General features: G+C 69.7%; 22 protein-coding genes and 1 pseudogene. 15 read left to right on the top strand and 8 right to left on the bottom strand.

The features are described from left to right. Positions 1 to 221 precede the first annotated feature (221 nt). The 3 genes from ACFY0T_RS21205 to ACFY0T_RS21195 all read left to right on the top strand — a co-directional run bounded on the left by ACFY0T_RS21205 (position 222) and on the right by ACFY0T_RS21195 (position 3,549). The gene (locus tag ACFY0T_RS21205) at positions 222 to 1,340 is read left to right on the top strand and encodes a PP2C family protein-serine/threonine phosphatase (protein WP_388872589.1); all 1,119 of its coding nucleotides are present in this window, start codon (positions 222 to 224) and stop codon (positions 1,338 to 1,340) included. 268 nt (positions 1,341 to 1,608) lie between these two features. Beyond that, positions 1,609 to 1,812: a cold-shock protein gene (locus tag ACFY0T_RS21200; RefSeq protein ID WP_388872586.1), complete on the top strand. Its 204-nt coding sequence runs from the start codon at positions 1,609 to 1,611 to the stop codon at positions 1,810 to 1,812. 198 nt (positions 1,813 to 2,010) lie between these two features. Beyond that, the gene (locus tag ACFY0T_RS21195) at positions 2,011 to 3,549 is read left to right on the top strand and encodes a DEAD/DEAH box helicase (protein ID WP_388872583.1); all 1,539 of its coding nucleotides are present in this window, start codon (positions 2,011 to 2,013) and stop codon (positions 3,547 to 3,549) included. 153 nt (positions 3,550 to 3,702) lie between these two features. Here the strand turns inward: ACFY0T_RS21195 and ACFY0T_RS21190 are convergent, their stop codons facing one another. Beyond that, on the bottom strand, positions 3,703 to 4,884 hold the full coding sequence (locus ACFY0T_RS21190) for a N(5)-(carboxyethyl)ornithine synthase (RefSeq protein WP_388872580.1): 1,182 nt from the start codon (positions 4,882 to 4,884) through the stop codon (positions 3,703 to 3,705). 78 nt (positions 4,885 to 4,962) lie between these two features. Beyond that, entirely contained in the window at positions 4,963 to 5,235 is a 273-nt protein-coding gene (locus tag ACFY0T_RS21185; protein ID WP_388872578.1) for a hypothetical protein, read from the bottom strand. Positions 5,236 to 5,739: 504 nt separating this feature from the next. Between ACFY0T_RS21185 and ACFY0T_RS21180 the strand changes: the two genes are divergently transcribed. From ACFY0T_RS21180 to ACFY0T_RS21155, 6 genes are all read left to right on the top strand, one after another. After that, on the top strand, positions 5,740 to 5,943 hold the full coding sequence (locus ACFY0T_RS21180) for a cold-shock protein (RefSeq protein ID WP_388872575.1): 204 nt from the start codon (positions 5,740 to 5,742) through the stop codon (positions 5,941 to 5,943). Positions 5,944 to 6,117: 174 nt separating this feature from the next. Continuing rightward, positions 6,118 to 7,158 (top strand): fatty acid desaturase family protein, encoded by a 1,041-nt coding sequence (locus tag ACFY0T_RS21175; protein WP_388873419.1) that lies wholly within the window; start codon positions 6,118 to 6,120, stop codon positions 7,156 to 7,158. Between the two features lie 151 nt (positions 7,159 to 7,309). Then, a complete protein-coding gene (locus tag ACFY0T_RS21170; RefSeq protein WP_388872573.1) occupies positions 7,310 to 7,663 on the top strand; it encodes a hypothetical protein in 354 nt (117 codons plus the stop codon). A 419-nt stretch (positions 7,664 to 8,082) separates the two neighbouring features. Continuing rightward, positions 8,083 to 10,656 (top strand): tetratricopeptide repeat protein, encoded by a 2,574-nt coding sequence (locus ACFY0T_RS21165; protein WP_388873416.1) that lies wholly within the window; start codon positions 8,083 to 8,085, stop codon positions 10,654 to 10,656. A 118-nt stretch (positions 10,657 to 10,774) separates the two neighbouring features. After that, positions 10,775 to 12,175 (top strand): dihydrolipoyl dehydrogenase, encoded by a 1,401-nt coding sequence (gene lpdA, locus ACFY0T_RS21160; protein WP_388872570.1) that lies wholly within the window; start codon positions 10,775 to 10,777, stop codon positions 12,173 to 12,175. Positions 12,176 to 12,193: 18 nt separating this feature from the next. Further along, positions 12,194 to 12,928: a hypothetical protein gene (locus ACFY0T_RS21155; RefSeq protein ID WP_388872568.1), complete on the top strand. Its 735-nt coding sequence runs from the start codon at positions 12,194 to 12,196 to the stop codon at positions 12,926 to 12,928. 57 nt (positions 12,929 to 12,985) lie between these two features. On the opposite strand, the gene ACFY0T_RS21150 is transcribed toward ACFY0T_RS21155, so the two are convergent. Next, positions 12,986 to 13,369 (bottom strand): nuclear transport factor 2 family protein, encoded by a 384-nt coding sequence (locus ACFY0T_RS21150; protein WP_388872565.1) that lies wholly within the window; start codon positions 13,367 to 13,369, stop codon positions 12,986 to 12,988. A 327-nt stretch (positions 13,370 to 13,696) separates the two neighbouring features. On the opposite strand from ACFY0T_RS21150, the pseudogene ACFY0T_RS21145 reads away from it, so the two are divergent. Together ACFY0T_RS21145 and ACFY0T_RS21140 are read left to right on the top strand one after the other, a co-directional pair. Next, a pseudogene (locus ACFY0T_RS21145) lies at positions 13,697 to 14,029 on the top strand (MFS transporter); the annotation flags it as partial. A gap of 155 nt (positions 14,030 to 14,184) precedes the next feature. Then, positions 14,185 to 14,838, top strand: a complete 654-nt coding sequence (locus ACFY0T_RS21140; RefSeq protein WP_388872562.1) for a TetR/AcrR family transcriptional regulator — start codon at positions 14,185 to 14,187, stop codon at positions 14,836 to 14,838. 231 nt (positions 14,839 to 15,069) lie between these two features. Here the strand turns inward: ACFY0T_RS21140 and ACFY0T_RS21135 are convergent, their stop codons facing one another. The 3 genes from ACFY0T_RS21135 to ACFY0T_RS21125 all read right to left on the bottom strand — a co-directional run bounded on the left by ACFY0T_RS21135 (position 15,070) and on the right by ACFY0T_RS21125 (position 17,853). Beyond that, positions 15,070 to 15,648: a Dps family protein gene (locus tag ACFY0T_RS21135; protein WP_388872560.1), complete on the bottom strand. Its 579-nt coding sequence runs from the start codon at positions 15,646 to 15,648 to the stop codon at positions 15,070 to 15,072. Positions 15,649 to 16,122: 474 nt separating this feature from the next. Beyond that, complete coding sequence (locus ACFY0T_RS21130; protein ID WP_388872557.1) at positions 16,123 to 16,839, bottom strand: alpha/beta fold hydrolase; 717 nt, start codon at positions 16,837 to 16,839, stop codon at positions 16,123 to 16,125. A 42-nt stretch (positions 16,840 to 16,881) separates the two neighbouring features. Beyond that, positions 16,882 to 17,853: an alpha/beta hydrolase gene (locus ACFY0T_RS21125; RefSeq protein ID WP_388872554.1), complete on the bottom strand. Its 972-nt coding sequence runs from the start codon at positions 17,851 to 17,853 to the stop codon at positions 16,882 to 16,884. A gap of 361 nt (positions 17,854 to 18,214) precedes the next feature. Between ACFY0T_RS21125 and ACFY0T_RS21120 the strand changes: the two genes are divergently transcribed. The 4 genes from ACFY0T_RS21120 to ACFY0T_RS21105 all read left to right on the top strand — a co-directional run bounded on the left by ACFY0T_RS21120 (position 18,215) and on the right by ACFY0T_RS21105 (position 22,165). Continuing rightward, positions 18,215 to 20,092, top strand: coding sequence for an amidohydrolase (locus ACFY0T_RS21120; protein WP_388873412.1), 1,878 nt, complete (start codon positions 18,215 to 18,217; stop codon positions 20,090 to 20,092). A 118-nt stretch (positions 20,093 to 20,210) separates the two neighbouring features. Further along, entirely contained in the window at positions 20,211 to 20,873 is a 663-nt protein-coding gene (locus ACFY0T_RS21115) for a hydrolase (RefSeq protein WP_388872551.1), read from the top strand. Positions 20,874 to 20,922: 49 nt separating this feature from the next. After that, positions 20,923 to 21,447: a DoxX family protein gene (locus ACFY0T_RS21110; protein WP_388872548.1), complete on the top strand. Its 525-nt coding sequence runs from the start codon at positions 20,923 to 20,925 to the stop codon at positions 21,445 to 21,447. Then, on the top strand, positions 21,428 to 22,165 hold the full coding sequence (locus tag ACFY0T_RS21105) for a YoaK family protein (RefSeq protein WP_388872545.1): 738 nt from the start codon (positions 21,428 to 21,430) through the stop codon (positions 22,163 to 22,165). Before ACFY0T_RS21110 ends, ACFY0T_RS21105 begins: the two co-directional genes overlap by 20 nt. A 47-nt stretch (positions 22,166 to 22,212) precedes the next feature. Here the strand turns inward: ACFY0T_RS21105 and ACFY0T_RS21100 are convergent, their stop codons facing one another. Continuing rightward, the gene (locus tag ACFY0T_RS21100; RefSeq protein ID WP_388872542.1) at positions 22,213 to 23,136 is read right to left on the bottom strand and encodes a helix-turn-helix domain-containing protein; all 924 of its coding nucleotides are present in this window, start codon (positions 23,134 to 23,136) and stop codon (positions 22,213 to 22,215) included. A gap of 116 nt (positions 23,137 to 23,252) precedes the next feature. Then, a complete protein-coding gene (locus tag ACFY0T_RS21095; protein WP_388872539.1) occupies positions 23,253 to 25,070 on the bottom strand; it encodes a BTAD domain-containing putative transcriptional regulator in 1,818 nt (605 codons plus the stop codon). Positions 25,071 to 25,289: the final 219 nt, after the last annotated feature.

Raw genomic sequence — 25,289 nt, 5'->3', positions numbered from 1 at the left:
CGCCCCACCGGAAGTCCGCCGTTCTCCTGGCGGTGGGGGCGGCGTGTACGGCGAACAATGACGAGATCGGCGGGTGCGTTCCGCTCTTGGCGGTCTTCGTCGTGCAGCTGTATCCGTCGATCGAGCGGACCGCGGATGCGCGGTCAATCGATCGATCACCGCGCATGAAGTGCATGTTCCACCAGGGCTCGATGCCCACTTTGGCCGATATGATGCAATTTGTGATCATGTCTGGACGGCTGCGGCACCGTCGTCCCCCCTACGGCGGCCGGTGGGACGTTGCCCAGCTGGCACCGGTGATCCTGACTGTCATCATCGCCGGTCTGGCGTTCTCCACGCCGAGGGAGATCGCCGTCAGCCGCCTACTGCCCGCCGCACCCGCCCTTGCCGCCGCGATGTGGCCGGTGCTCCCCACGATCCTGCTGGGGACGTTCTGCCTGCTGGTCATGATCAGCCTCAGCTTCTTCTACACCGATCTGGGGACGCAGTACACGTCGGCTGCGATCATCGCGGTCACCTTGGCGGCCGCGTACGCGAGCCATGTCCGACTCCAGCGGGAGGAGATACTCCTCCAGGTCCGGCTCGTCGCCGACGCGGCCCAGAGGGTGCTGCTGCGCCCCCTGCCGCGTCGCATCGAGGACGTCGAGATCGAGTCGCTGTATCTGGCGGCCCAAGAGCAGGCCCGGATCGGTGGCGACTTCTATGAGGCGGCCGGCACACGGTACGGGGTCCGGCTGCTCATCGGCGACGTTCGGGGTAAAGGGCTGTCCGCGGTGGGGGCGGCCTCGGCGGTGATCAGCTGCTTCCGGGAGGCCGCGTACGACGAGCCCGACCTGAGGGGCATCATCCATCGTCTGGAGACCAGCATCGCCCGCCATAGCGCCGCGTTTCCGGCCCAGGATCTGCCGGAGCACTTCGCCACCGCTCTCATCGCCGAGATCCCGCACGGCGGCGGCCACGTCAGACTTCTCAACTGCGGACACCCCCCACCGCTGCTTGCGCATCGCGGGAAGATCCACGTCCTGGAGCCCACCACCCCCTCGCCGCCGCTCAACCTCGCAGCGCTCATCGGTGACCAATACTGCGTCGACACCGTCGCCTTGGCCCCGGGCGACCAGCTGCTGCTCTACACCGATGGCGTATCGGAGGCCCGGGACCGCACCGGCGAGTTCTTCCCGCTGCCGGACTGGATGCGGCGGCAGGGCCCGGAGCCGCCCCGCGCGCTGCTCGACCGGCTTCACCGGGACCTGCTTCACTACAGCGGCGGAAGACTCGACGACGACATCGCGGCCCTCGCGGTGCGGTGCCCGAACACCCAGGGCCATGAGCCCCCGGCCTAGGAAAGCAGTCCACCGGGTGGGAGGGGCGGGGGTGGCGCTCTGAGCTGGGAAAATCAGCCTTTCGGATTCCTTGGTCTCATTCCGCCGATTCAGAAATGTGCGCCGTTCGTGGTCAGGACATCACGGACGAAAATTAGCGCCGCCGTGCCCGGATGTACGCACCGTGCTAAGCTTTGTATCTCCGGTACTTTGTGGGCGGGGTTCATTGTGGTAACGAAGGGGTTCACACAGTGCGGACCCCGGGGCGCTGCCCCGAAGGAGATTTGACATGGCTACTGGCACCGTTAAGTGGTTCAACGCGGAAAAGGGCTTTGGCTTCATTGAGCAAGATGGTGGCGGCCCTGACGTCTTCGCCCACTATTCCAACATCGCCGCCCAAGGCTTCCGTGAGCTTCATGAAGGCCAAAAGGTGAGCTTCGACATCACGCAGGGCCCGAAGGGCCCGCAGGCGGAGAACATCACTCCCGCCTGACGCCGAAGCGCATGAGCTAGCTGGGACCCGCACCTTGCGGTGGGGTCCCAGCTTGTTGCTTTGTGCAGGGTTTTCCTTTTACTGCGGGGCCGTGTGGCCGGCTGCTTTTGTTATGACGTTCGGCTCGTTCTTGCAATTCATTCGGCTCAGCGTACGCCGAGAATTCCTCGATACGCGCCATATCGAGGAAGGTTCTCCATGAACCGCTCAGCCCGTACGAACGACCGTTTCTCCAAGGCCCGCAAGGATGGCTTCGCCGGGTCCGATCGGGGAGCCCGCTTCCGTCCGCAGGGCCAGGGGCGCCCCGGCGTCGGTTCAGCCGGCAGCGGGCGCCGTCCCTCCGCACCGCAGGGGGAGTTCGCGCTGCCGGTCACCGTCACCCCAGCCCTCCCCCCGGCCGCGACCTTCGGTGAACTGGACATGCCCGTCGAGTTGGTGAACATGCTCACCGGCCTCGGCCTGAACGAGCCGTTCCCGATCCAGGCCGCCACACTGCCGAACTCCCTCGCGGGCCGCGACGTGCTGGGGCGCGGGCGCACCGGATCGGGCAAGACTCTCGCCTTCGGCCTGGCGCTCCTTGTCCGCACGGCAGGACAGCGTGCCGAGCCCCGGAAACCACTGGCCCTGATCCTCGTACCCACGCGTGAGTTGGCCCAGCAGGTCACCGATGCGCTCACCCCCTACGCCCGGTTGCTGAAGCTGCGGCTGGCCACCGTGGTCGGCGGCATGTCGATCGGCAGACAGGCGGGCGCACTGCGCGCCGGGGCCGAGGTCGTCGTCGCGACTCCCGGCCGCCTCATGGATCTCATCGAGCGCCGGGACTGCCGCCTGGACCGGGTGAACATCACCGTCCTGGACGAGGCCGACCAGATGGCCGACATGGGGTTCATGCCCCAGGTCACCGAACTGCTCGACCAGGTGCGCCCCGACGGCCAGCGCATGCTGTTCTCCGCCACGCTGGATCGCAACATCGACCTCCTGGTCCGTCGCTATCTCCATGACCCGGTGGTCCACTCGGTCGACCCCTCGTCGGGCGCCGTCACCACGATGGAGCATCACGTGCTGCACGTGCACGGCGCGGACAAGTACGCCACCGCCACCGAGATCGCCGCCCGTGACGGGCGCGTGATCATGTTCCTGGACACCAAGCACGCCGTCGACCAGTTCACCAAGCACCTGCTGGGCAGTGGCGTGAAGGCCGCGGCGCTGCACGGCGGCAAGTCGCAGCCCCAGCGCACCCGCACCCTGGCCCAGTTCAAGACCGGCGACGTCACGGTGCTGGTGGCCACCAACGTCGCGGCCCGGGGCATTCATGTCGACGACCTCGACCTCGTCGTCAACGTCGACCCGCCCAGCGATCACAAGGACTACCTGCACCGCGGCGGCCGTACCGCCCGCGCCGGCGAGTCCGGCAGTGTCGTCACGCTGGTCCTGCCCAACCAGCGCCGGGACATGACCCGTCTCATGTCCGACGCGGGCATCAGGCCGCAGATCACGCAGGTCCGCTCGGGTGAGGCCGAGCTGAGCCGCATCACCGGCGCCCAGGCTCCCTCCGGTGTCCCGATCGGCGGCGGCGGGCCGGTCGCGGAGCGCCCGAAGCGCGGCGGTGCCCCCTTCCGCGGTCTGGGCACCCGGCCGGGTCGGTCCGGTCGCGCCGCCGGCGAGTCACGCCGGTCCGCCGAGGCCCGCCTGACTGCCGAGGCACGCAAGGCCGCCCGGGTCCGCCGCGGCGCATAGGCCGGGGGGCAGGCTGACAACGCCCTTGTGGGCCCTGCCACGTGACCAGCGGCCGGCCCAACCGTGATCACGCGGCCGTCAGCCGGCGGTCGGCCCCGGAGATGCTCGCCCTCCGGCGGCATGTCCTGGGCCCGCGAACTCGCCCAGGAGTCGTCAGGCCACTTGTGCGGGGGAGCGCAGCGCCGGGGCCAGGACCTCACGGACGTGGGGATAGGTGGCTGTCCGGTGCTGGAAGGAGAGGATCTTCGGATTCTGTACGACGCCGTCGCGGATCTCGATGGCGTTCTTGACGGTGGCGTCGGCCTCCCATGCCGCGGGGCCGCTCATGACCTTGCGCAGGTAGGGAAGGAGCGCCTCGCTGATTTCCCACGTGGCCGAGTTCCACAGGTGGGACGGGCTGTGATCCACCGCGTAGTAGTGGCAGCCCGACCCCACCGTGGGCATCGGCTCCCCGAAGGAGGTCGGACGGGCCCATGCGAAGCCCATGCCCTCGTCGCAGGCGACGTCGATGAAGAAGGTTCCCGGCCGGAACAAGGCGAGTTCCTGGTCGGTGACGAACATCAGCGGCGCGTCGGTGTCCTGCCGGATGCAGTTGACGACGATGTCGAACCCGGCGAGGTACTCGGCGAACGGCACGGGACCGGTCGGGGTGAGTGCCTGCAGGCGCGACGGATCGCCTTCCTGCTCCTCGAAGTGGCCCATCACGACCGACGGCATCGGCGACGCCACCGCCGCCGCGGCGCGCTGGGTGAGCACCGTGACGTCGGAGACCCCCATGGCGCCCAGGCCCGTGACCGCTCCGCGCGCCGTGGCGCCGAAGCTGATGACCACCGCGCGCAGGCGACGCCCGTAGCTGCCGGTCAGCCCACCGAGCTGCAGGGCGTGCAGCACCGAGCAGTAACCGGCGAGCTCGTTGTTCTTGTGGAACACATGGACGCTGAAGGCGCCCGTGGAGGTCCAGTGGTTCATGGCCTCCCAGGCGATGAGAGTCAGCCGTCGGTCGATGCCGATCTGGGTCATCTGTTCGTCCTGCACGCAGTGCGGCCATCCCCACAGCACTTGGCCCTCGCGCAGCGCGGCGATGTCCTCATGCATCGGCTTGGGCAGCAGCAACACATCGCACTCGGCAAGGAGTTGCTCACGGGAGCGCAGGCCGGCCACGAGCGGTAGCAGCGCTTCGTCGGCGACGCCGAACCGTTCGCCGTAGCCCTGTTCGAGGAAGATCCTCTCGCGTACGTCAGGGGCGATCCGGTCGAGGTGACCGGGGTGCAACGGCAGCCGGAACTCGTTCTCCTTGCGGGAGGAGGCGAGTACTCCGAGGCTCATCAGACTCATGCGCTTCCTCATCATTTCGTTCTTGACGTGCTGGTGGTGGCTGCCGGGTTTCCGGGCCGGGAGTGGTCGGCTTTCTGGTCAGGATTGGTCGGCCTGGTGTCTGCGTACGCGCTCGGCCAGCGGGAGGGGCGTCTCGTCCAGACCGCCCACCGACCCGCTCGCGATGCGTGCGCACGTGCCGTGGCAGGCGAGCAGTTGCCTGTCGTCGCGGTGGGAAACCACCACCGCCTCCGGGTCAGGCGCGTTCCGGTAGTCGGTGCCGCAGATGAGGCACTCCAGTCCGGAGAGCATCTCGGCGGTCGGTTCGGGGCGGCCGCGGCGGCGGCCGGAGATCGAGTCCTGTGAATACATGCGTCCTGCATCCTCTTGATCGGTTCAGGGCGTGCATGAGCCGGGGGGCCTCTCAGACACCCCGGGAACGAGGGAATCCGCTACCGCGGGGCGCGGAACGGGATACGGAAGACGGTGCGGCAGCGCGAGCCAGGGGGCATGGTTGCGGCTCATTTCCGACCGGAGCCGATGTACTCCGGCCTTGCCGTTCCCCGAGGGCGACGCCGAAACGGATGACGGCAGCGAGGCGCGCTCGGTGGCGCAACCGTACTCCCCTCCGGCCCCGGAGCCGACCCGCTCGGGCGTCGCCGGACCCTTCCCCGCGCAACCGGGAACGTTCCCGGCGCTCCGGACGTTCTAAGGAGTGGTTGTAGTTGAAGTTTGCGACGTGGAAGCGCCCGCGGAGTTCTGACAGCGGGCGTTTCGCCGTATCGGGGGGTGTTCTTCGACGGCTGGCGACCAGCAGCCCGGGATCGCGCGTGTGCGCGTTCTCCGCACTACTCGCCATCGCGAAGGAGACAGCACATGGCTCAAGGAACCGTGAAGTGGTTCAACCCGGACAAGGGTTTCGGCTTCATCGCCCCCGATGAGGGCGGCGCCGACATCTTCGTCCACCACTCGGCGATCGACACGGGTGGTTTCCGCTCCCTGGAGGAGAACCAGCGGGTGGAGTTCACCGCCAGCCAGGGCCCCAAGGGCATGCAGGCCGACCTGGTCCGCGCGCTCTGAGGACATCCCATTTTGAGGCAGGCCCGCGCCGCGGGCCTGCCTCGCGCTGTCTACGAACGGAACGGGTGCCGCTTCCGGCGCCCCGCCCCGCAGGCAGCGCCCGTGCACGCCGAAAGGAACACTGTGACCACTGACATCGGCAACCTGAGCGCCGGTCTGGCGGACCACGCCGAGATGACCAAACCCCCGCCCAGCGGCCGGGGCAGCGACTACGCCGCACTGTCCCGCGAGGTGAAGCAGAGCGGGCTGCTGAAACGGCGCCCGGGCTACTACTCCGTCAAGGTCGGGGCGAACCTGCTTCTGCTCGCTGCCGGATGGACCGCGTTCGCCCTCATCGGGCAGTCGTGGTGGCAGTTGCTGACCGCCGCCTTCCTCGCGGTGATGTTCACCCAGACCGGGTTCATCGGGCACGACGCCGGACACGGCCAGATCGCCGGCTCCAAGCGCGTCAACAACCTGCTCGGCCGCGTGCACGCCGACCTGCTGATCGGCCTCAGCTACGGCTGGTGGATCGCCAAGCACAACCGGCACCACTCCCATCCCAACCACGTCGACCGTGACCCCGACATCGCCGACGGCGCGATCGCCTTCACCCAGGACCACGCCCGCGTCCGCCGTGGACCGTATGCCTGGCTGGCCCGTAACCAGGCCTGGCTGTTCTTCCCGATGCTGCTTCTGGAAGGACTCGCCCTGCACGTCGCCGGTGTACGGGCGCTGCTCGACCGCACCGGCACCGCGACCTCGCGGGCGACCAAGCTGGCCGAGGCGGGACTGCTGACGGCGCATCTCGGCGGCTATCTCGCCGCCGTGTTCCTGGTCCTGTCTCCCCTCCAGGCCGTGTGCTTCCTCGCCGTGCACCAAGGGCTGTTCGGGCTGTACATGGGGTGCTCGTTCGCTCCCAACCACAAGGGCATGGCCATGTACGCCAAGGATGACAAGATCGACTTCCTGCGTCGGCAGGTACTGACCTCACGCAACATCCGCGGCGGCCGGTTCACCGACCTCGCGCTCGGCGGGCTGAACTACCAGATCGAACACCACCTGTTCCCGTCCATGCCTCGGCCGAGCCTGCGCCATGCCCAAGAGCTCGTGCGCACGTTCTGCGCCCGGCACGGCATCGCCTACTGCGAGACCGGACTCATCGAGTCCTACGGCCAAGTGCTGCGGCACCTCCACGAGGTCGGCGGCCCCTTGCGTCCGGAGCTGGAGTACTGATCACCTGTCTGCCGCCAGGCCGGCCGTCAACCGGCTCAGGCTCCGCGCTGCCGAAATAGGCGATCTGCCTGCGTACGCGTATCGCGCGGAGCAAGATGGAGGGTCCGGACCGACGCCTGGCCCGGCTGGGACTCTCTCTGAGAGGGGTGGCATGTCGCTGGCGTGGAAGGTCGCGGTCATCGTGGCCGCGGGTGCGGGCGTTGCCTCTACGCCTTTGTTCTGGCTGTTGGACAGTCCTGGCACAGGCCAGTTGGTCGGGGCGTCCGTACAGGCTGCTGTAGGCATCGCAGCGCTCGTGTGGGCCCTGTTGCAGCCCACGACGCAGCACGTTGATGACACAGCCAGCAACACGGGTGAAGCTCATGCGACAAACGGCGGCAGCGCCGTGACTGGTGTCAAGCGCCCCAACGGGCGGGGCAGCGGTTCAGCGAAGGCACAGAAGACCGGGAAGGCAACCGCCGACGGTGACGGCAGCAGCGCTGTCAGCGGCATTGATTACAGCTGAGTTGGCGCGGCGCGCCCGTAGGGGAGAAAGGTGCGCGGAGCGGGGTGAGACGGCGCAGACGCAAGGGTTCGCGGAAGAGCAGTAATGCGGATGCCGGTGCACAGGCGGTGGAGACAGGCAGGGCCCAGGCGATGTCGGCGTCCGCGGCGGTGACGGGGCATCGCGGACCTGTGAGTGATCTGCCCCTGGGCGGGCTGTTCGTATCGGAGACGGGCCCCGCAACGGCCACTGGGCCCGGGGCGATGGCCGTCAGCGGCAGCATGACGGTTGTACACGAGCGCCAGGGGCCGCAGCAGCCCGCTTCCTGGCCGCACCAGGTAGGGACGATGCCCCCTCAGGCACAGTCCTTCCAACACCGGGCTGTAGCCGAACGCCTGCGGATGTCTGTGGCTCAGGGGGGCACAGCGGTCTTGTCGCAGGTGCTGCGCGGGCTGGGCGGTGTGGGAAAGACCCAACTCGCTGCCGACTACGCACGCGCTGCTTGGGCAGCCGGAAGCCTGGACGTCTTGGTCTGGGTCTCTGCCAGTTCGCGCTCTGCCGTGGTGTCCGGCTATGCGCGGGCCGGGGTTGAACTCTGCCAAGGCGACCCGGACCATCCCGAGCAGGCTGCCCGGACATTCCTCGCCTGGCTCGAGGACAAGACCGCGACCACACCCTGCCGGTGGATGGTCGTGCTCGACGACGTGGCTGACCCCGAGGACCTGCGAGGGCTGTGGCCGCCTGCCGGCAGACACGGCCGGACGCTGGTGACCACCCGACGTCGCGATGCGGCCCTTGCCGGGACGGACCGCAGAATCATCGAGGTTGGCGCCTTCACCCCCGACGAAGCCCTCTCCTATCTCACTGCCACTCTGGCGGCCCACGGTCGCCACGAACCGGCGGACCACCTCGCCGCTCTCGGCACCGACCTCGGGAACCTGCCCCTGGCTCTGGCGCAGGCCGCTGCCTACATCGTCGACTCGGGCCAGAGTGCGGCTGCCTACCGAGACCTGATCGCCGACCGCACGAGGACATTGGCCGACGCGGCTCCCGACCGGCTTCCTGACGACCAGCCGTTCACCGTCACCGCCGCTTGGTTCCTCTCCATCGACCGAGCGAACCAACTGCGGCCCGTCGGCCTGGCGCATCCCATGCTCCGGCTCACCGCGTTCCTCGACACCAATGGCATCCCCGAAGCCGTACTCACGAGCCGTTCCGTTCTGGACCACCTGACCGCCGCGCGCACCGCGACCCGGCCGGACGAAACACCGGACAGCACCGTGACCGCCGAGGAGGCGGTGGGCGCACTACGGGCACTGCATCGGCTCAGTCTTGTCGATCACGACCCCAGTACGCCTCACCAGGCTGTCCGGGTCCACCAGATGGTCCAGCGAGCCACGCGCGATGCCCTCACCCCTGCCGAACTGGAGGAGCACGCACACACGGCTGCCGACGCACTCGCCGCGGCATGGCCCGCCGTCGAACGCGCCACGAGCCTCATGTCCGCTCTACGAGCCAACGCGGCGGCCCTCATGGAGCATGCGGAAGAAGCGCTGTGTCGTCCGGAGATCCACCGCGTCCTCGTCCTTGCCGGGCGAAGCCTCGGAGGGAGCGGTCAGTTCAGTGCCGCGAGTGCCCATTTCCAGCGCCTGACGCAGACTGCCACGCAATGCCTTGGCGCGGATCACCCCGAAACACTTGCCGCACGCCACTACCTCGCTCGGTGGCGCGGAGAAGCCGGAGACCCCAGCGGCGCCGCAGCAGAATTGAAACGCCTGCTGGCCGACCGGACGAGGACTCTGGGCGCGAGCCACCCTGAAACCCTCGCCACGCAACACAATCTCGCTCGATGGCAAGGGGAGGCCGGTGATGCGGCAGGCGCCGCGGCTGCATTTGCCCACCTTGTCCAACAGGTGACGCTGGTCCTCGGAGAGGATCACCCCGCTACCCTCACCACCCGCCACAACCAAGCTCGCTGGCGCGGAGAGGCCGGTGATGCGGCGGGCGCTGCCGACGCCCTCACCCGGGTTCTGGCCGACCGGATCCGCCTCATGGGAGAAGACCACCCCGACACGCTGACTGCTCGGCATGATCTGGCGCGCTGGCAAGGCGAAGCAGGAGACCTTGAGGGAGCCGCTGCCGCCACCGCCGCCCTGCTCGCCGATCGGGAGCGGGCACTGGGCCCTGACCATCCCGACACGCTGGCCACCCGCCACAACCTCGCGCAGTGGCAGGGGGAAGCCGGCGATGCCGCCGGTGCCGCGGCCGCGTTCGCAGATCTCCTGGCAGACCGCATAAGAATTCTCGGATCCGATCACCCCAGCGTGCTCGACGTCCGGCACAACCTTGCCCGCTGGCGAGGAGAGGCAGGCGATGCCGTGGGCACGGTGGCCGCTCTCACCCACGTTCTGGCCGACCGGATCCGCCTCATGGGAGAAGACCACCGCCATACCCTCGATGTCCGGTCCGGACTTGCTCACTGGCGAGGCGTGGCCGGCGACGCCGCTCGGGCCGTGGCGGAGCTCGAGGCCCTACTCCCGCACAGAAAAAGTGTTCTGGGGCCGGACCATCCCGACACGCTGGCCACCCGACACAAGCTCGCGGAGTGGCGGGCAGAGGCTGGTGACGCGACGCGTGCAGTGGCCGAACTCGCTGCCCTGCTACCCGACCGGGAGCGTGTGTTGGGCCCGAACCATCCCGACACGCTGGCCACCCGCCACTCCCATGCCCACTGCCTGGGCCTGGCCGGTGACGAACAGGCTGCTGCGGCCGCTTTCGCCGCCTTGGTGCCCGCACGCGTTCGGGTACTTGGCTCCGGTCACTTTGGCACCATCAACACACGCATTGCGGCCGCCCACTGGAGGGGAGAAGCCGGAGACATCGCTGGTGCTGCCGCCGCCTTCGCTGCCCTCCTGCAAGAGCTGACGGAACTCTTCGGCCGCGACCATCCGGCAACCCGGGGTGCACGACACGAACTCGGCCACTGGCTGACCAAGGCCCGGGAAGGGCGGTGAGAGACATGACTCGATCTCAGCGAGCCATCGTCATGACCACACGCGGGGCGTCGGCAGGCAACCCCCGACCAGCCCAATCAAGATCGGCATCTGTGGCCGGAGTACTAGGCTGGCCGTCATGAGCGCACACTTTGACGTAGTGGTCCTGGGCGCCGGCCCGGGAGGATATGTCGCGGCGATCAGGGCCGCCCAGCTCGGTCTCAGTACGGCGATCGTCGAGGAGAAGTACTGGGGCGGAGTGTGCCTCAACGTGGGGTGCATCCCGTCGAAGGCGCTGCTGCGCAACGCGGAGCTGGCCCACATCTTCACCCAGGAGGCCAAGACCTTCGGCATCCGGGTGAATGGCGAGGTGAGCTTCGACTACGGCGAGGCCTTCACCCGCAGCCGCAAGGTGGCGGACGGGCGCGTCAAGGGCGTCCACTACCTGATGAAGAAGAACAAGATCACCCAGTACACCGGCCACGGCACCTTCAGCGACGACCACACTCTCCAGGTCGCCCTCACCGACGGTGGCACGGAAACCGTCACCTTCGGCCACTGCGTCATCGCCACCGGCGCCACCACGAAGCTGCTGCCCGGCACCTCGCTCAGCGAACGCGTGGTGACGTACGAGGAGCAGATCCTGTCCGACACGCTCCCGGAGAGCATCATCATCGCGGGCGCGGGCGCCATCGGCGTCGAGTTCGCCTACGTACTGCACAACTACGGCGTCCAGGTCACCCTCGTCGAGTTCCTCGACCGCATCGTCCCGCTGGAGGACGAAGAGGTCTCCGCGGAGCTGACCCGCCGCTACAAGCGACTCGGCATCAATGTGCTCACCTCCACCCGGGTCGAGGCCATCAACGACTCGGGCGATGCGGTCAAGGTCATGGTGACCACGGGCGGCCAGCGGCAGACGCTGCAGGCCGGCAAGGTGCTGCAGGCGATCGGCTTCCAGCCGCGGGTGCAGGGCTACGGCCTGGAGAACACCGGTGTGAAGCTCACCGACCGCGGAGCGATCGACATCGACGGGCGCTGCCGCACGAACATCCCGCACATCTACGCCATCGGCGATGTGACGGCGAAGCTGATGCTCGCTCACGCGGCCGAGGCGATGGGCATCGTGGCGGCCGAGACGATCGGCGACGCGGAGACCATGGAGCTCGACTACATCATGATCCCGCGGGCGACCTACTGCCAGCCGCAGATCGCCAGCTTCGGCTGGACCGAGGCGCAGGCCCGCGAGCAGGGCTTCGACGTCAAGGTGGCGAAGTTCCCGTTCACCGCCAACGGCAAGTCGCACGGTCTGGGTGACACCGCGGGCTTCGTCAAGATCCTCAGTGATGCCCGGTACGGCGAGCTCCTCGGCGCCCACCTGATCGGCCCCGAGGTCACCGAGCTCCTACCGGAGCTGACCCTCGCTCAGCAGTGGGACCTGACGGTCCATGAGGTCGCGCGCAATGTGCACGGCCACCCGACGCTCGGCGAGGCGATCAAGGAGGCCATCCACGGGCTGGCGGGTCACATGATCAACATGTGACCCGGGACAATCGTCGCCATGACCGACGCTATGGACGACGCCGAGAGCCGCCTGGCCAGGATCGAGCGGCTGCTGGAGGACGGCGAGCGCGAAGTGGTACCCGCGTGGCGCCGGGCGACGCACGGTGAGCCGCGCTGGGCGGTGACCGCCGTGATCCTGGTGGCGGTCGCTCTCCAGCTGATGCTGCCGCACCGCCTCACCCTCCAGCCGTACTGGGTGCTGCCGGTCCTGGAGTTGGTGCTGCTGGCGGGCCTGATCGCCGCGAACCCCCGGCGGGTCGAGCCCCGGACCCGTTGGCTGCGGTGGCTGGGCCTGGCCCTGATCTGCGTGATCAGCCTGGCCAACGGCTGGGCGGCGGTCCGGCTGGTGGCGGGCTTGGTGAACGGCACCGAGGGGATGGACGCCGGGCCGCTGCTGCTGACCGGCGGCGGCATCTGGCTGACGAACGTCATCGTGTTCGCCCTGTGGTACTGGGAGTGGGACCGCGGCGGACCGATGGCGCGGGCCCGCGGTCACCACCAGTTCGCCGACTTCCTCTTCGTACAGATGCAGAGCCCGCAGACCGCGCCGCCGGACTGGGAGCCGGCGTTCCTGGACTACCTGTACCTGTCGTTCACCAACTCCACCGCCTTCAGCCCGACCGACGTGATGCCGCTGTCGCGATGGGCCAAGATGCTGATGATGCTCCAGTCCTCGGTCTCCCTGGTCACCGTGGTCCTCGTAGTGGCCCGAGCGGTCAACATCCTGAAGTGACAGGTGGATTGACCACCGCGCGTCAGCCGATGGGGGAGAGGGCGGACGATGGACGGATCACCAGGTCGTGGCCACTGAGCGGAGTGCGGTCCAGGTGTCGTCCTCGCGGGCGTAGTCCATGGCGAGTTGGAGCCGCCAGTTCGCGTGCGCGCCGTACACCGTCGCGTCCGTGACGATCCGGCCGACGAAGCGGGCCGCGTCGCCCGCGACCTCGACGGCCACTTCCTTCTCCGCGACCCCGTGGTAGACGAACCGCCCGGCTCGCATCTGCGCCGGCCACTCGGCCTTCGGCTGCACATACCCGGTGACGTGAGTGAGGGTGAAGCCGTTGTCGAGCATGTCGTCGAGAGCCTCGGTATCGCCGTCGGTCATCGCTTCCAGGTGGGCGCGGTACGCCTTGACGACCTCCTCCTGAGCGCCCTGGTCGGGGGATGTGCGCACGGTGACTCCTGTTGTCGTGGTGGTCCCGCGTGAATCAGCTGATGCTGACCGAAGCGAGGGTGGCGAGTTCCTCCGCCGTTCTGCTGCCGACGTGCCATGTCTGCCGACGTGCCATGTCTGCCAAGGTGCCAAGACTGCCGACGTGCCATGTCGCCCAGTGTGGCGGCCCTGTGACCTGCGCGAAAGCCGCGTGGGGGCCCTGTCGCACCCCGGAACACGGCTCCCCGGCACAGCGCGGTCTGCCGGGATGTGGGTGTCGGGAGCAGGCTGGATGCGCGTCGAAGATCCACGCGATCCCCCTCTTCCTCCCCCTGGCCGGAGCCCGCCATGTCCGTCCCTGTCACTCCCGCCCGGCAAGCAGTCGGAGAGGTATCAGGGCGCCGCACCACCGACGCCGGTGCGGCGCTCGCCGCGGCCGTGCTCGGCTTCTTCGTCATCACCCTCGACGCCTTGGTCGTCAACGTCGCCCTGCCTGACATCCGGGACGACCTCGGCGGCGGTGTCACCGGTGTGCAGTGGGTGATGGACGGCTACACCCTGATGTTCGCGGGGCTGCTGCTGTCCTCCGGCGCCCTGTCGGACCGGATCGGCGCGCGTCAGTCGTACGCGGCCGGGTTCGCGCTGTTCATCGCCGCCTCGGCGGTCTGCGGTCTGGCACCGAACCCCCTGTCCCGGCGCGACACGGTCCAGTGACCTGCGCGGTACGACGACAGCGGCTCCGGCTCCGGATCGCGTGAAGATGCTCCATGTCAGAATGGATGCGCACCGTTCCTCCCCGCTTCGTCGATCTCCGTACTGATCCACCGAGGTTTTCCGTGACCAAGTCCGTTGCCCGCGAGCCGCAGCGACGCAATGCGCGGTCCAACCGGGCGCGCATCCTGGCCACGGCCCGCCAGGAGCTCGGACGGAACCCGGACATCACCCTGGAGGAGCTGGCACGCGCCTCCGGTGTCGTGCGGCGCACCCTCTTCGGTCACTTTCCCGGGCGCGCGGCGTTGCTGGAGGCGCTCGCCGAGGAAGCCTCCGAGACCCTGCGGAGCACGCTGGCAGCCGGCGCGAAGCCCATGGAACCGGAGCCGGCCGAGCGGGCGCTCGCGCAGTTCGTGTTCTCGATGTGGCCGGTGGGGGACCGCTACCGGATGCTCCTGGCGCTGGCCCGGCACGACCTGGGCGCGGAACGCGTGGCCGAGATCCTGGCACCGGCCCGTGACGAGGGCACGGCCATCCTGCAGCGAGGGCAGCGGGACGGCGTCTTCCACACCCATCTGCCGCCCGCGGTGTTGAGCGCCGCACTGGAAGCGATGACGGTGGCTCTGCTGGAAGAGGTCAACACCGGGGCCCTGGAGGACGACGGGACCCGTGTCGCCGTGGCCACGCTCATCGCGGCCGGTGTGCCGGAGAAGCAGGCGCGTGTCGTGGCCGACGACGTCGCGTCGACGGTGGTCGCGGAGTCCGCCACCGACGCCTGACCTGCCGCACCGCGGCCCCCCCCCGTACGGCTTCGACTGCCCCGGCGTGCAACGCCGGGGCAGAGTCATCTGATCGTGCTGTGCCGTTCAGCCCGTGCCGCTGGGCCGGACGCGACGCCCGCAGCCGAGTCCCGTGGCCGTCCTCGATGGCCGCACGTCCGAGGTCGCCGTCGGTGTCGTCCCGGCGATGACCCGCCGGGACGACACCACCAGCACAGCGCCCGCGCTCCGTCAGGCGCGGACCAGTGGGGTGTCGACGAGGTGCTCGGCCAGGAACCAGGCCTGCAGCTCGCCGGTCCTGATCACCTGTGAGACCAGCAGGTCGTTGGTGCCGTCGTCACCCAGCTCGACGGTCCGGGCCGCGGCGTCGTGGGCGTCGATGAGGATGGTCTCGTGGGCCTCCAGCAGCCGTGACAGCATCGCCGGGACCTGCTCGACACCGTCCGGCGGCCGCGGAATCGACGTGATCTCGGCGACGTGCCGGGGATCTCCCACCGCGACGCCGCCCAGGGACTGAATCCGCTCGGCGATGGTGTCGACGAGTTCGAGCTGTTCGCTCGCGTGCTTGTCGAGGACCAGGTGCAGTTGGTAGAAGGTCGCGCCCCGCATCAGCCAGTGATGCTTCTTGTAGAGACCGTAGAGGATCTGCGTGTCCGCCAGGACCTTGTTCAGGCGCTGGCACGCGTACATCCGCGCCTCGTAGGACAAGCCGACCGGGAACTGCTTGACGGTCCCGAAATCCTGGATCACCTCGCCCTTCTGATGCAGCCACGGCTGGCTGCCGCTCACGGGCTGGGAACTGGTGGTCATGGTCCGCCTCCTGCGGTGCGTGGCGTGCGTACCCGAGTGACGCTAGGTGCCCGGACGGGGGCCGTATGGCCCGGTAGCGCACGCGGTGCTGCCTGCCGGTGCACTGTGCGCGGTGTCCTGTGCCCGGTGTTCACTCTCGGGCCAGTCCCCGTGCGCCGGCGGACTCGGGCCCTCTTCCGACCGCTCCAGCCTCGGCGGGACAGCCCACGCCAGGGGAGCCGGCGGAACGATCACGGTCTGGGCCGTGCATTTACGACCCCATCAGCGGCGTACGGCCGAGCGGGTGCCGTTTCCCATCGCCGCGGCCGGGGTCGTCGCGGCCGCCTGGTCCCCGGCACCCGCCCTGGCCGCCGGGGTGCTGCTGGCGGCGCTGGTCGTGGTGGTCGGGCCACGCCGCCGAAGAGCCGAGCCGAGGAAATGCGGCGGCGCGGGGGGACACCGTACCGGTGTCCCCCCGCGCCGTCTGTCGCTCCGTCAGCTCGTCGCGCGCACCGCGTCACGGATCAGATCGGCGACCTCCTTGGGCTGGGACACCGCCACGGCGTGCGAGGCACCCTCCAGCTCGACGATCGTGGCCCCGGCCCGCTTGGCACCGAAGCGCTCGACCTCGGGGTTGATCGCCTGGTCCGCGCCGGCCACGAGGGCCCACGACGGCTTGGTCTTCCACGCGGCCGCCGCGGCCGTCTCCTCGAACGCCCCTGCGGCCAGCGGGCGTTGCGCCGCCGCCAGGACCTTGGTGACGGAGGCCGCGACATCGGCGGCGAAGATCTCCGGGTACGCCTCGGCCTTGATGGTGACCTCGACCGCGGGCTCCGCCCCCTCGATGGGGTACGTCCACTCCTTCAGGTTGCTGACCAGCGGTGAGAGCGGGAAGCGGCCCTGCAACTCGCCGAGGCTCTCGCCCTCTTCGAGGACGTAGGCCGCGACATAGACCAGGCCGACCACGTTCTCCGTGGTGCCGGCCACGGTGATGAGCGCACCGCCGTAGGAGTGGCCGACCAGGACGACCGGACCGTCGATCTGAGCCGCCACGGAGGCGATGTACGCGGCGTCGGACGCCAGGCCGCGCAGCGGGTTCGGCGGCGCCAGCACGGGGATGCCGTGGTTCTGCAGTTCCGCTATGACCCCGGTCCAGCTGGCGGCGTCCGCGAAGGCGCCGTGCACGAGAAGGGCGGTGGGAGTGGTGGTCATGTGTGGGTACTTCTCCTTCGGACGAGGGTGTGGGGCGCCGGGTCAGCTGCCGTGCAGCGCGGTGCGCAGGGTGCCGGTGGCCAGCGTGATCGCGGCCTCGGCGGCGTGCGTCTCGCGCAGGGCGTTGAGCATCACGAAGTCGTGGATGATCCCCTGGAAGCGGACGGCGGTGACCGGAACCCCGGCTTCGCGCAGCTTGGCCGCGTACGCTTCGCCCTCGTCGCGCAGCACGTCGGCCTCGCCGGTGATGACCAGGGCCGGGGGCAGGTCCTTGAGCTGCTCGGTGGTGGCCCGCAGCGGGGAAGCGGTGATCTGGGCGCGGTCGGCCTCGTCGGTCGTGTACTGGTCCCAGAACCACTGCATGCCGTCGCGGCGCAGGAAGTAGCCTTCCGCGAACTGGTGGTAGGAGCCGGTCTCGAAGTTCGCGTCGGTGACCGGGTAGAACAGCACCTGCTGGACCAGCGGGACGTCGCCGCGCTCCTTGGCCATCAGCGTCAGCGCGGCACTCATGTTGCCGCCGACGGAGTCGCCCGCCACCGCAAGACGGGAGCCGTCCAGGTCCTTGGAGGCGCCCTGCTCGACGACCCACTTGGCGACCGCGTAGTTCTGCTCGATGGCGACCGGGTAGCGGACCTCGGGGGAGAGGTCGTACTCCGGGAAGACCACGGCGGCGTTCGCGCCGACGGCGAGTTCGCGCACCAGGCGGTCGTGCGTGTGCGCATTGCCGAACACCCAGCCCGCGCCGTGGATGTAGAGGATCACCGGCAGGGTCCCGGAGGCACCGGCGGGCTTGACGACGCGCGCCCGGACGCTGCCCGTCGGACCGCCCGAGACGGTGATCCACTCCTCGTCGATCTGCGGCTTCTCGATGTCGCCGGACTGCACCTCGTCGACCGCCTTGCGGCCCTCGGCGGGCGGCAGGTCGAAGAGGTAGGGCGGGTTGGCGGTCGCTTCGGCGAATGCGGCTGCCGCAGGCTCCAGCACCGGCTGGACCGGCTCGACGGCGTCGGACATGTGATTCTCCTGCGTCTCACGTGGTGCGCCGGTCTCTCCGGCGAGCTGAGGCGACTCCGGGTCGGACACAGAGATCCGCGGGGTCGACGATCACCACGATAAAACCGCAGGCCGACGGAAATTGCTCATGAGCGCACCGACACGGGTCTCACAGTGCACGGAAGGGAAGACAGTGCGCTGACAGGTCAAATCCGGTGCACTGCCGGGACACTTGGCGACTTGCCCCCGAAATAGTGTGGCGGCGATGCAGCCGCGGGGCGGTTTTCTGTGCACGACACAGGAATTCCGACCGGATGTGAAAGCGGCTCTGATGGAAATCGACGCTGTTCATTCCGCAGGAGGTTGTCGAAAGGTGTCCACGATGCCGGTCGGTGGGCTGGTTCCCCGCGCCACCGACAACGCCGCGGACCTCGTCGTCCGCAACGCGAAAATTCATACGGGAGACCCGGGCCGCCCGCAGGCCGAGGCGATCGCCATCCGCGACGGCGTCATCACGGTCGTCGGCGACGACAGCGACGTGGCGCCCCAGGTCGGCCCGGCCACGAAGGTGGTCGACGCCCTTGGCCGTCGGATGGTTCCCGGCCTCAACGACGCCCACCTGCACGTCATCCGAGGCGGACTCAACTACGTACTGGAGCTGCGCTGGGACGGCGTCCCCACCCTGCGGCAGGGTCTGGCGATGCTGCGTGAGCAGGCGGCTCGCACGCCCAAGGGCCAGTGGGTCCGGGTGGTGGGCGGATGGTCGGCCGAGCAGTTCGCCGAGCGGCGGCTGCCGACCGTCGCCGAGCTGAACGCCGCGGCGCCGGACACCCCGGTGTTCGTCCTGCACCTGTACCAGTCGGCCGTGCTCAACCGGGCGGCGCTCAAGGCCGCCGGATACACCAGGGACACCCCCGACCCCAAGGGCGGCCAGATCGTACGGGGCCGGGACGGCGAGCCCACGGGCATGCTGCTGGCCGCGCCCAGCGCCCTGATCCTCTACTCGACGCTGGCCAAGGCCCCGGTCCTGGAGGGTGAGGACAAGAAGACGTCGACCCGTCATTTCCTGCGGGAACTCAACCGGTTCGGGCTCACGTCGGCGATCGACGCGGCGGGCGGATTCCAGAACTTCCCCGACAACTACAGCACGGTCGTCGAACTGGCCAAGGCCGGTCAACTGTCCCTGCGGATCGCCTATCACCTCTTCCCGCAGACCGCCGGGCAGGAAATCGACGATCTCACCCGCTGGATCGAAATGGCCCGTCTCGAGGACGGCGACGAATGGCTGCGCCTCAACGGTGCGGGCGAGAACCTCACTTGGTCGGCGGCGGATTTCGAGAACTTCGCCGAGCCGCGCCCGGAACTCGCCGACTACGAGGCGGAATTCGAGAAGGCCGTACGCCTCCTCATGGAGAACGGCTGGGGATTCAGACTTCACGCCACCTACGACGAGACCATCCGCCGTGACCTGACGGTGTTCGAGAAGCTCGCCACGGAAGGGCTCTTCCCCGCCGGCAACCGGTGGCTGTTCGACCATGCGGAGACCGTCTCCGCGGACAGCCTCGACCGCATAGCCGCCCTCGGCGGCGCCATGTCCGTGCAGAACCGGCTGTCCTTCCAGGGCGAGGCGTTCGTACGCCGCTACGGCCCCGGCGCAGCCGCGGACGCCCCTCCGATCCGGGCCATGCTGGAGCGCGGCCTGACCGTCGGCGCCGGCACGGACGCCACCCGGGTCTCCACCTACAACCCGTGGATCGCCCTGCACTGGCTGATCAGCGGCCGTACCGTCGGCGACCTGGTCGTCCGCCCGCCGCACAACCGCGTCGACCGACAGACCGCGCTGTCGATGTTCACCGAGGCGGGCGCCTCGCTGACCGGCGAGGAGGGCGTCAAGGGTGTCCTGCGCCCGGGCTTCCTCGGCGACCTCGCGGTCCTGTCCGAGGACTACTTCACCGTCCCCGAGCCGGACATCGCGCACATCGAGTCCCAACTGACGGTCGTCGGCGGCCGGATCGTCTACGCCGCCGCCGAGTACGAGGGCCTCGACGAGGAACTGCCGCCGGTCAGCCCGGCGTGGAGCCCGGTCGCACACTTCGGCGGCTATCAGGCCACGCCTCGTGCCGGCCTGTCGGGCGCCCGCCAGGCCGAGTTGCTCGGCCAGGCCGTCGCCGAGTCGGAGCAGCACCGCCAGTGGCGCGCCCGACGCGGCCTGGCCCCGGAGACCGCGAGCCCGGTCTTCGACCCCTGCTTCTCCCTCTGATCTCCCGGGAGGGGCCCGCCCCTCCCGGGACACCACGCCACCTCGCGCCGTCCCACGGACGGTCGCTCTCCGCAGCGGACGCCCGTCCGCGCTCACCTCACTCAGGAAAGGCTCTCTCATGGTCGACATCGCCGAGGTCACCGCGGTCCCCAGCCCCGACCTGCTGACCCCCGACAACTGCGCCGTGCTGTTCGTGGACCACCAGCCGCAGATGTTCTTCGCCGCCGCCAGCGGCGACCGCACCGCCATCATCAACTCGACCGTGGGACTGGCGAAGGCGGCCAACGTCTTCGACGTCCCGGTCGTGCTGAGCACCGTGGCCGCCGAGTCCTTCTCGGGCCCGATCCTGCCGCAACTCGCGGCGGTCTTCCCGGACCAGAAGATCATCGACCGGACCTCGATGAACGCCTGGGAGGACCTCGCCTTCGTCGAGGCCGTCAAGGCGACCGGGCGCAGGAAGCTCGTCATCGCCGGGCTCTGGACCGAGGTCTGCGTCGTCCTGCCCACGCTCTCCGCGCTCTCCCAGGGCTACGAGGTCTACGTCGTCACCGACGCGTCCGGCGGCGTCAGCCCGCAGGCGCACGAGCACGCCATCCAGCGCATGGTCCAGGGCGGCGCGATTCCGGTGACCTGGGTTCAGGTGCTGCTCGAGCTCCAGCGCGACTGGGCGCGGACGGAGACGTACGTCCCCGTCACGGAGGTGGTGAAGGAGCACGCCGGTGCCTACGGCCTGGGCGTGGTCTACGCACAGGCGGTCATCGGCGCCCACGCGGCCGGCTGACCCCTTCGTTCGGGCATCGACGGAACGTCAGGAACAGGCAGGAACTGCGATGGACACCGGATTGTTGGTCCTCCGGCTGGTGACGGGTCTCCTCATCGCCGGGCACGGAGTGCAGAAGGTCAGTTTCCGGCTGGGGGGCAACGGACTGGCGGGCGGAACCGAGGAGTTCCGGCACGACGGCTTCCGCGGCGGCCGGCTCACCGCGCTCGCCGCGGGCGGCAGCCAGGTCGGCGGCGGCCTGTTCCTGGCGGCCGGACTGCTCACTCCCGCGGCGGCGATGGCGGCCATGGGGGTGATGACGGTCGCGTCCACCGTCAAGTGGCACAACGGGCTCTGGGTGGAGAACGACGGATACGAGTACCCGATGGTCCTCGTCGTCATATCCGCGGTGCTGGCCCTGACCGGCCCCGGCCGATGGTCGGCCGACCACCTCCTCGGGCTGACTCTCTGGCCGCTGTGGACCTCCCTCGCGGCCATCGTGATCGGCCCGGCCGGCGGACTGCTCACCCGTGTGATGCTGCGCCGCCCGCCCGCTCCCGGCAGGAGGACTCCGTATGCGCAAGCTGCTGACTGACGCGGCTCGCACGCTGGCCCCGCCCAGGGGCGACCGGCACGGACCGCTGCCGCCGCTCATGCTGACGCTGACCGTGCTGACGGGACTCGTCGACGCCGTGAGTTATCTGGCGCTCGGGCACGTCTTCGTGGCCAACATGACCGGCAACGTGGTCTTCCTGGGATTCGCCCTGGCGGGTGCCGAGGGCCTGTCCGCGCTCGCCTCCGTCGTCGCGATGGCCGCGTTCCTCGTCGGCGCGCTGGCGGGCGGCCGGTTCGGCACCCGGTTCGCGGCGCACCGCGGGCGGCTGCTGGCCATCGCCACGGTGTTGCAGGCGGTGCTCGTGGCCGCGGCCGTCATCACGGCCGCGGCCACGAACGGCAAGGTGACCACCTCGGTCCAGTACGTCCTGATCGTGCTTCTCGGCCTCGCCATGGGGCTGCAGAACGCGGTCGCCCGGCGCCTCGGCGTCCCCGACCTGACCACGACCGTCCTGACCCTGACCCTGACGGGACTGGCCGCGGACTCCATCCCGGCTGGCGGGGCGGCGCCGAGGCCCGGCCGACGGATCCTGTCCGTGCTGGCCATGTTCCTCGGAGCCCTGGTCGGTGCGGTGCTTCTGCTGCACACCGAACTCGCCCTCACTCTGGGCCTGGCGCTGCTGTTGCTGGCGGTGACGTCCGTGGCCGCCCATCGCCTCTCGGCCTCCGACGACGCCTGGACCAGACCGCAGCCCTGAACACGGTGCCGCCCGCGCATCCGGTCGCGGTGACGGGCCGTCGCTCGCTACCGGCGACGAGGCGGCACACCGTGGCCGGCCGTGTCCCGCCACTGGCTGGGAGACATGCCGTAGGCGGCCCGGAACACCCGGCTGAAGTGCGTCGCGCTCAGGAAACCCCAGCGTCCCGCGATCGCGGCGATGGTCTGCCGACCTCGCCCTCGGAGCATCAGGTCGCGCCGGCACTCCTCCAGGCGGCGGCGCTGGATCCACCGGCCGACGGTCGTGCCCTCGTCCTGGAAGAGCTTGTGCAGGTACCGCACCGAGATGTGATGGGCCCCCGCGATCACCTCGGGGGACAGATCCGCGTCGGCCAGATGCAGATCGATGAACCCCAGGATCCGCGACAGCAGCGGCGACTGCGCGTCAGGTGTACCCGTCGCGTCCCGGCCCAGTTGCTCCGCGGCGAGGGTGGCCAGGAGGTTCACCGCGTTCCAGGCAAGCATCCCGCCGGTCGAGGGCGGGGACGCGGGGGCCGTGTCGGCCAGTTCGGACAGGAACGGCGACAGCAGCGTTCCCAGCCGGGAGTCCCGGGGGACCGGAGCCGTCATCACCTGCTGTACGTCGCCCTCCCCGAGCCCCAGCGACTCGCACGGCACGAGAAAGACCTTCAGGCGGACGCGCTCGGGAAAGTCCAACAGCGGAGGGCGGTCCGCGTCGTAGAAGCAGATGTCTCCCGGCGCGAGGAAGACCTCCCGGGTCCGCCGCACGACGGGTGTGCCGGGTCCGCCTCCTCGTACACCCACGAACAGGTACTCGCCGCTCTCCCGGGCGATCAACCGGTGAGCATCCGGCCGAGGCCGCCCCCCTCCGGGCAACGGGACGAGCGCCTCGTGGCAGACGACGATGTCGAGGCCCATGGGCATCCGGCACACGCTTTCCTGCCGGGTCTCGCCGTACTCGAACCCAAGGGTGCTGATGTCGGACATCATCTGTGGCTGCCTCCGAGGCCGACCGAACGAACCGTCATTCACTGCGCTCGGAGCGTAGAAAGGCGGAAGTGCAAAAAGAGTGACAACGCAGTGACAGAGGCGGCCCGCCCGGCCGCCTAGGAACGGCCGGTGCGCGAGAAGTGATCGAGCAGGCGCTGCCGGGCGGCTCGGCGCTGCTCCGGGGAGTCGTGTGCCACGGTGAGTTCGGCGGCGAACACGCGCAGCAGGTCGTGCGAGGCATAGCGACCCGGTGCGTGTTCGGTGACGAGGTGGGCGTCGGCCAGTTCGCCGAGGAGCAGCCGGGTCCTGTCGTCGGGGAGGCCGACGAGCGCGGCGGCCGTGTCCACCGCGAGGTCCGGGCCGGGGTGCAGTGACAGCAGGCGGAACAGCCGGGCGCTTTCGGGCGGCAGGCACCGGTAGGAGCGGGCGAAGGCGGTGCGGGCGTCGCCGGCCCCTCCCGAGCCGGCGAAGGCGTCCAGGCTCCCCTGGGAATGGCGCAGTTCTGCGGCGAGGGCCGCCAGCGGAAAGTCCGGGCGGCTGATGGCGCGGACGGCCACGAGGGCCAGGGCCAGCGGCAGGCGACCGCAGCGCGCGATGATCTCGTCGGCCGCCTCGGGCTCGGCGGCCAGCCGCTCGTGGCCGGTACGCAGGGCCAGCGCGGCCCGCGCGTCCGCGGCGGACGGCAGCTCCAGGCGCAGCGGGTGGGCACCCGAGGCGATCAGACCGGGCATCCCGTTGCGGCTGGTGACCAGCGCCAGACAGCCGGGCGAGGCGGGCAGCAAGGGCCGGACCTGCTCGGTGTCGGCGGCGTCGTCGAGCAGCACGAGAAGCCGTCGGCCGACCAGCAGTCCGCGGTACAGCACGGTGAGGCCGTCCAGACCGCGCGGCATGCGGCGAGGAGGCACGCCCAGCGCCGCGAGCATCCCGCGCAGCGCCTCCGCCGGTTCCAGCGGCGCCCGGGAAGGCGCGAAACCGCGCAGGTCGACGTAGAGCTGACCGTCCGGAAACCGAGCGGCGACCTCATGGGCCCAGTGGACCGCGAGCGTGGTCTTCCCGATGCCGGCCATCCCGCTGATCAGGACCGTCGCGGGTGCCCCGGCCGAGGCCGACATCGCGTCGGTGACATCCAGGAGGCCGGCGAGCTCGGCTTGTCTGCCGGAGAAGACCTTCAGATCGGGCGGCAACTGGGCGGGCCGGACCACGGGGTCCGGCGGATAGGGCTCCGTTGCCCGCTTCCTGTGGCCGGCGGCGAGACCGGTCGGCCGCAGCTCCTGACGGAGTACGCGGGTGTGGGCAGCGGACAGTTCCGGGCCGGGGGAGACGCCCAACTCCTCGGCCAGCAGCCGTCGTACGTCCTCGTACGCCGCCAACGCCTCTGCCTGCAACCCGGAGGCGCCCAAGGCCATGACCAGCCTGGCGTGCAAGGACTCGTTCATCGGGTCGAGTGCGACGGCCCGGCGGAGTTGCGGCAGAACGTGCTCCGTCCTGCCGCACAGCAGCGCCGCGTCGGCCGCCATCCGCGTCGTGCGCACGAGCTCGCGCTCCACCGCGGCGAACACGGCGTGTTCCCGCACGGACGCGGGGATTCCCATCGCCACCGGCCCGCGCCATCCGCTCAGTGCTTCGGCGAAGTGCCGCAGCGCCACCTCGGGTCTCCCGGTGGCCACGGCCCGCTTGCCCCGCTTGGTGAGGCCCCGGAACCGCAGCAGGTCGACCTCGTCCTCGCCCGCCTCCAGCAGATAACCACCGGCACGGCTGAGCAGCCGACGTCCGGGCGCCCGATGCGGCAGCCCGGGTTCGAGCAGCCGGCGCAGCGCACCGGCGTAACGGCGTACCACGTTCATCGCGCTTGCCGGTGGCTGCCGGTCCCAGAGCACGTCGACGATCTCGCCCATCGGCACGGGGCGACCCGCGTGCACCACGAGCAGGCCCAACAGGGCACGCTGCTGAGGAAACCCGAGATCGAGCTCCCTCTCCCCATGGCACACCCGAAGGGGCCCCAGTACCTCGAACCGCATCAATTCCTTGAACCCCGTCTTGCTGTGCCGGGCAGCCGAAGGCGACGGAACCGTGCCCGCCCACCCCTCTGAGCAGCCTAAGAGTTCGGACGGACGAACACGGTCGAGCACTGCGCTCAGCGACCGGAGGCGGTG

This window comes from Streptomyces sp. NPDC001530, from assembly GCF_042894545.1.
GTDB lineage: Bacteria > Actinomycetota > Actinomycetes > Streptomycetales > Streptomycetaceae > Streptomyces.
The sequence above is the reverse complement of the archived record's forward strand: the minus strand, read 5'-3'. Positions and strand labels throughout refer to the sequence as shown.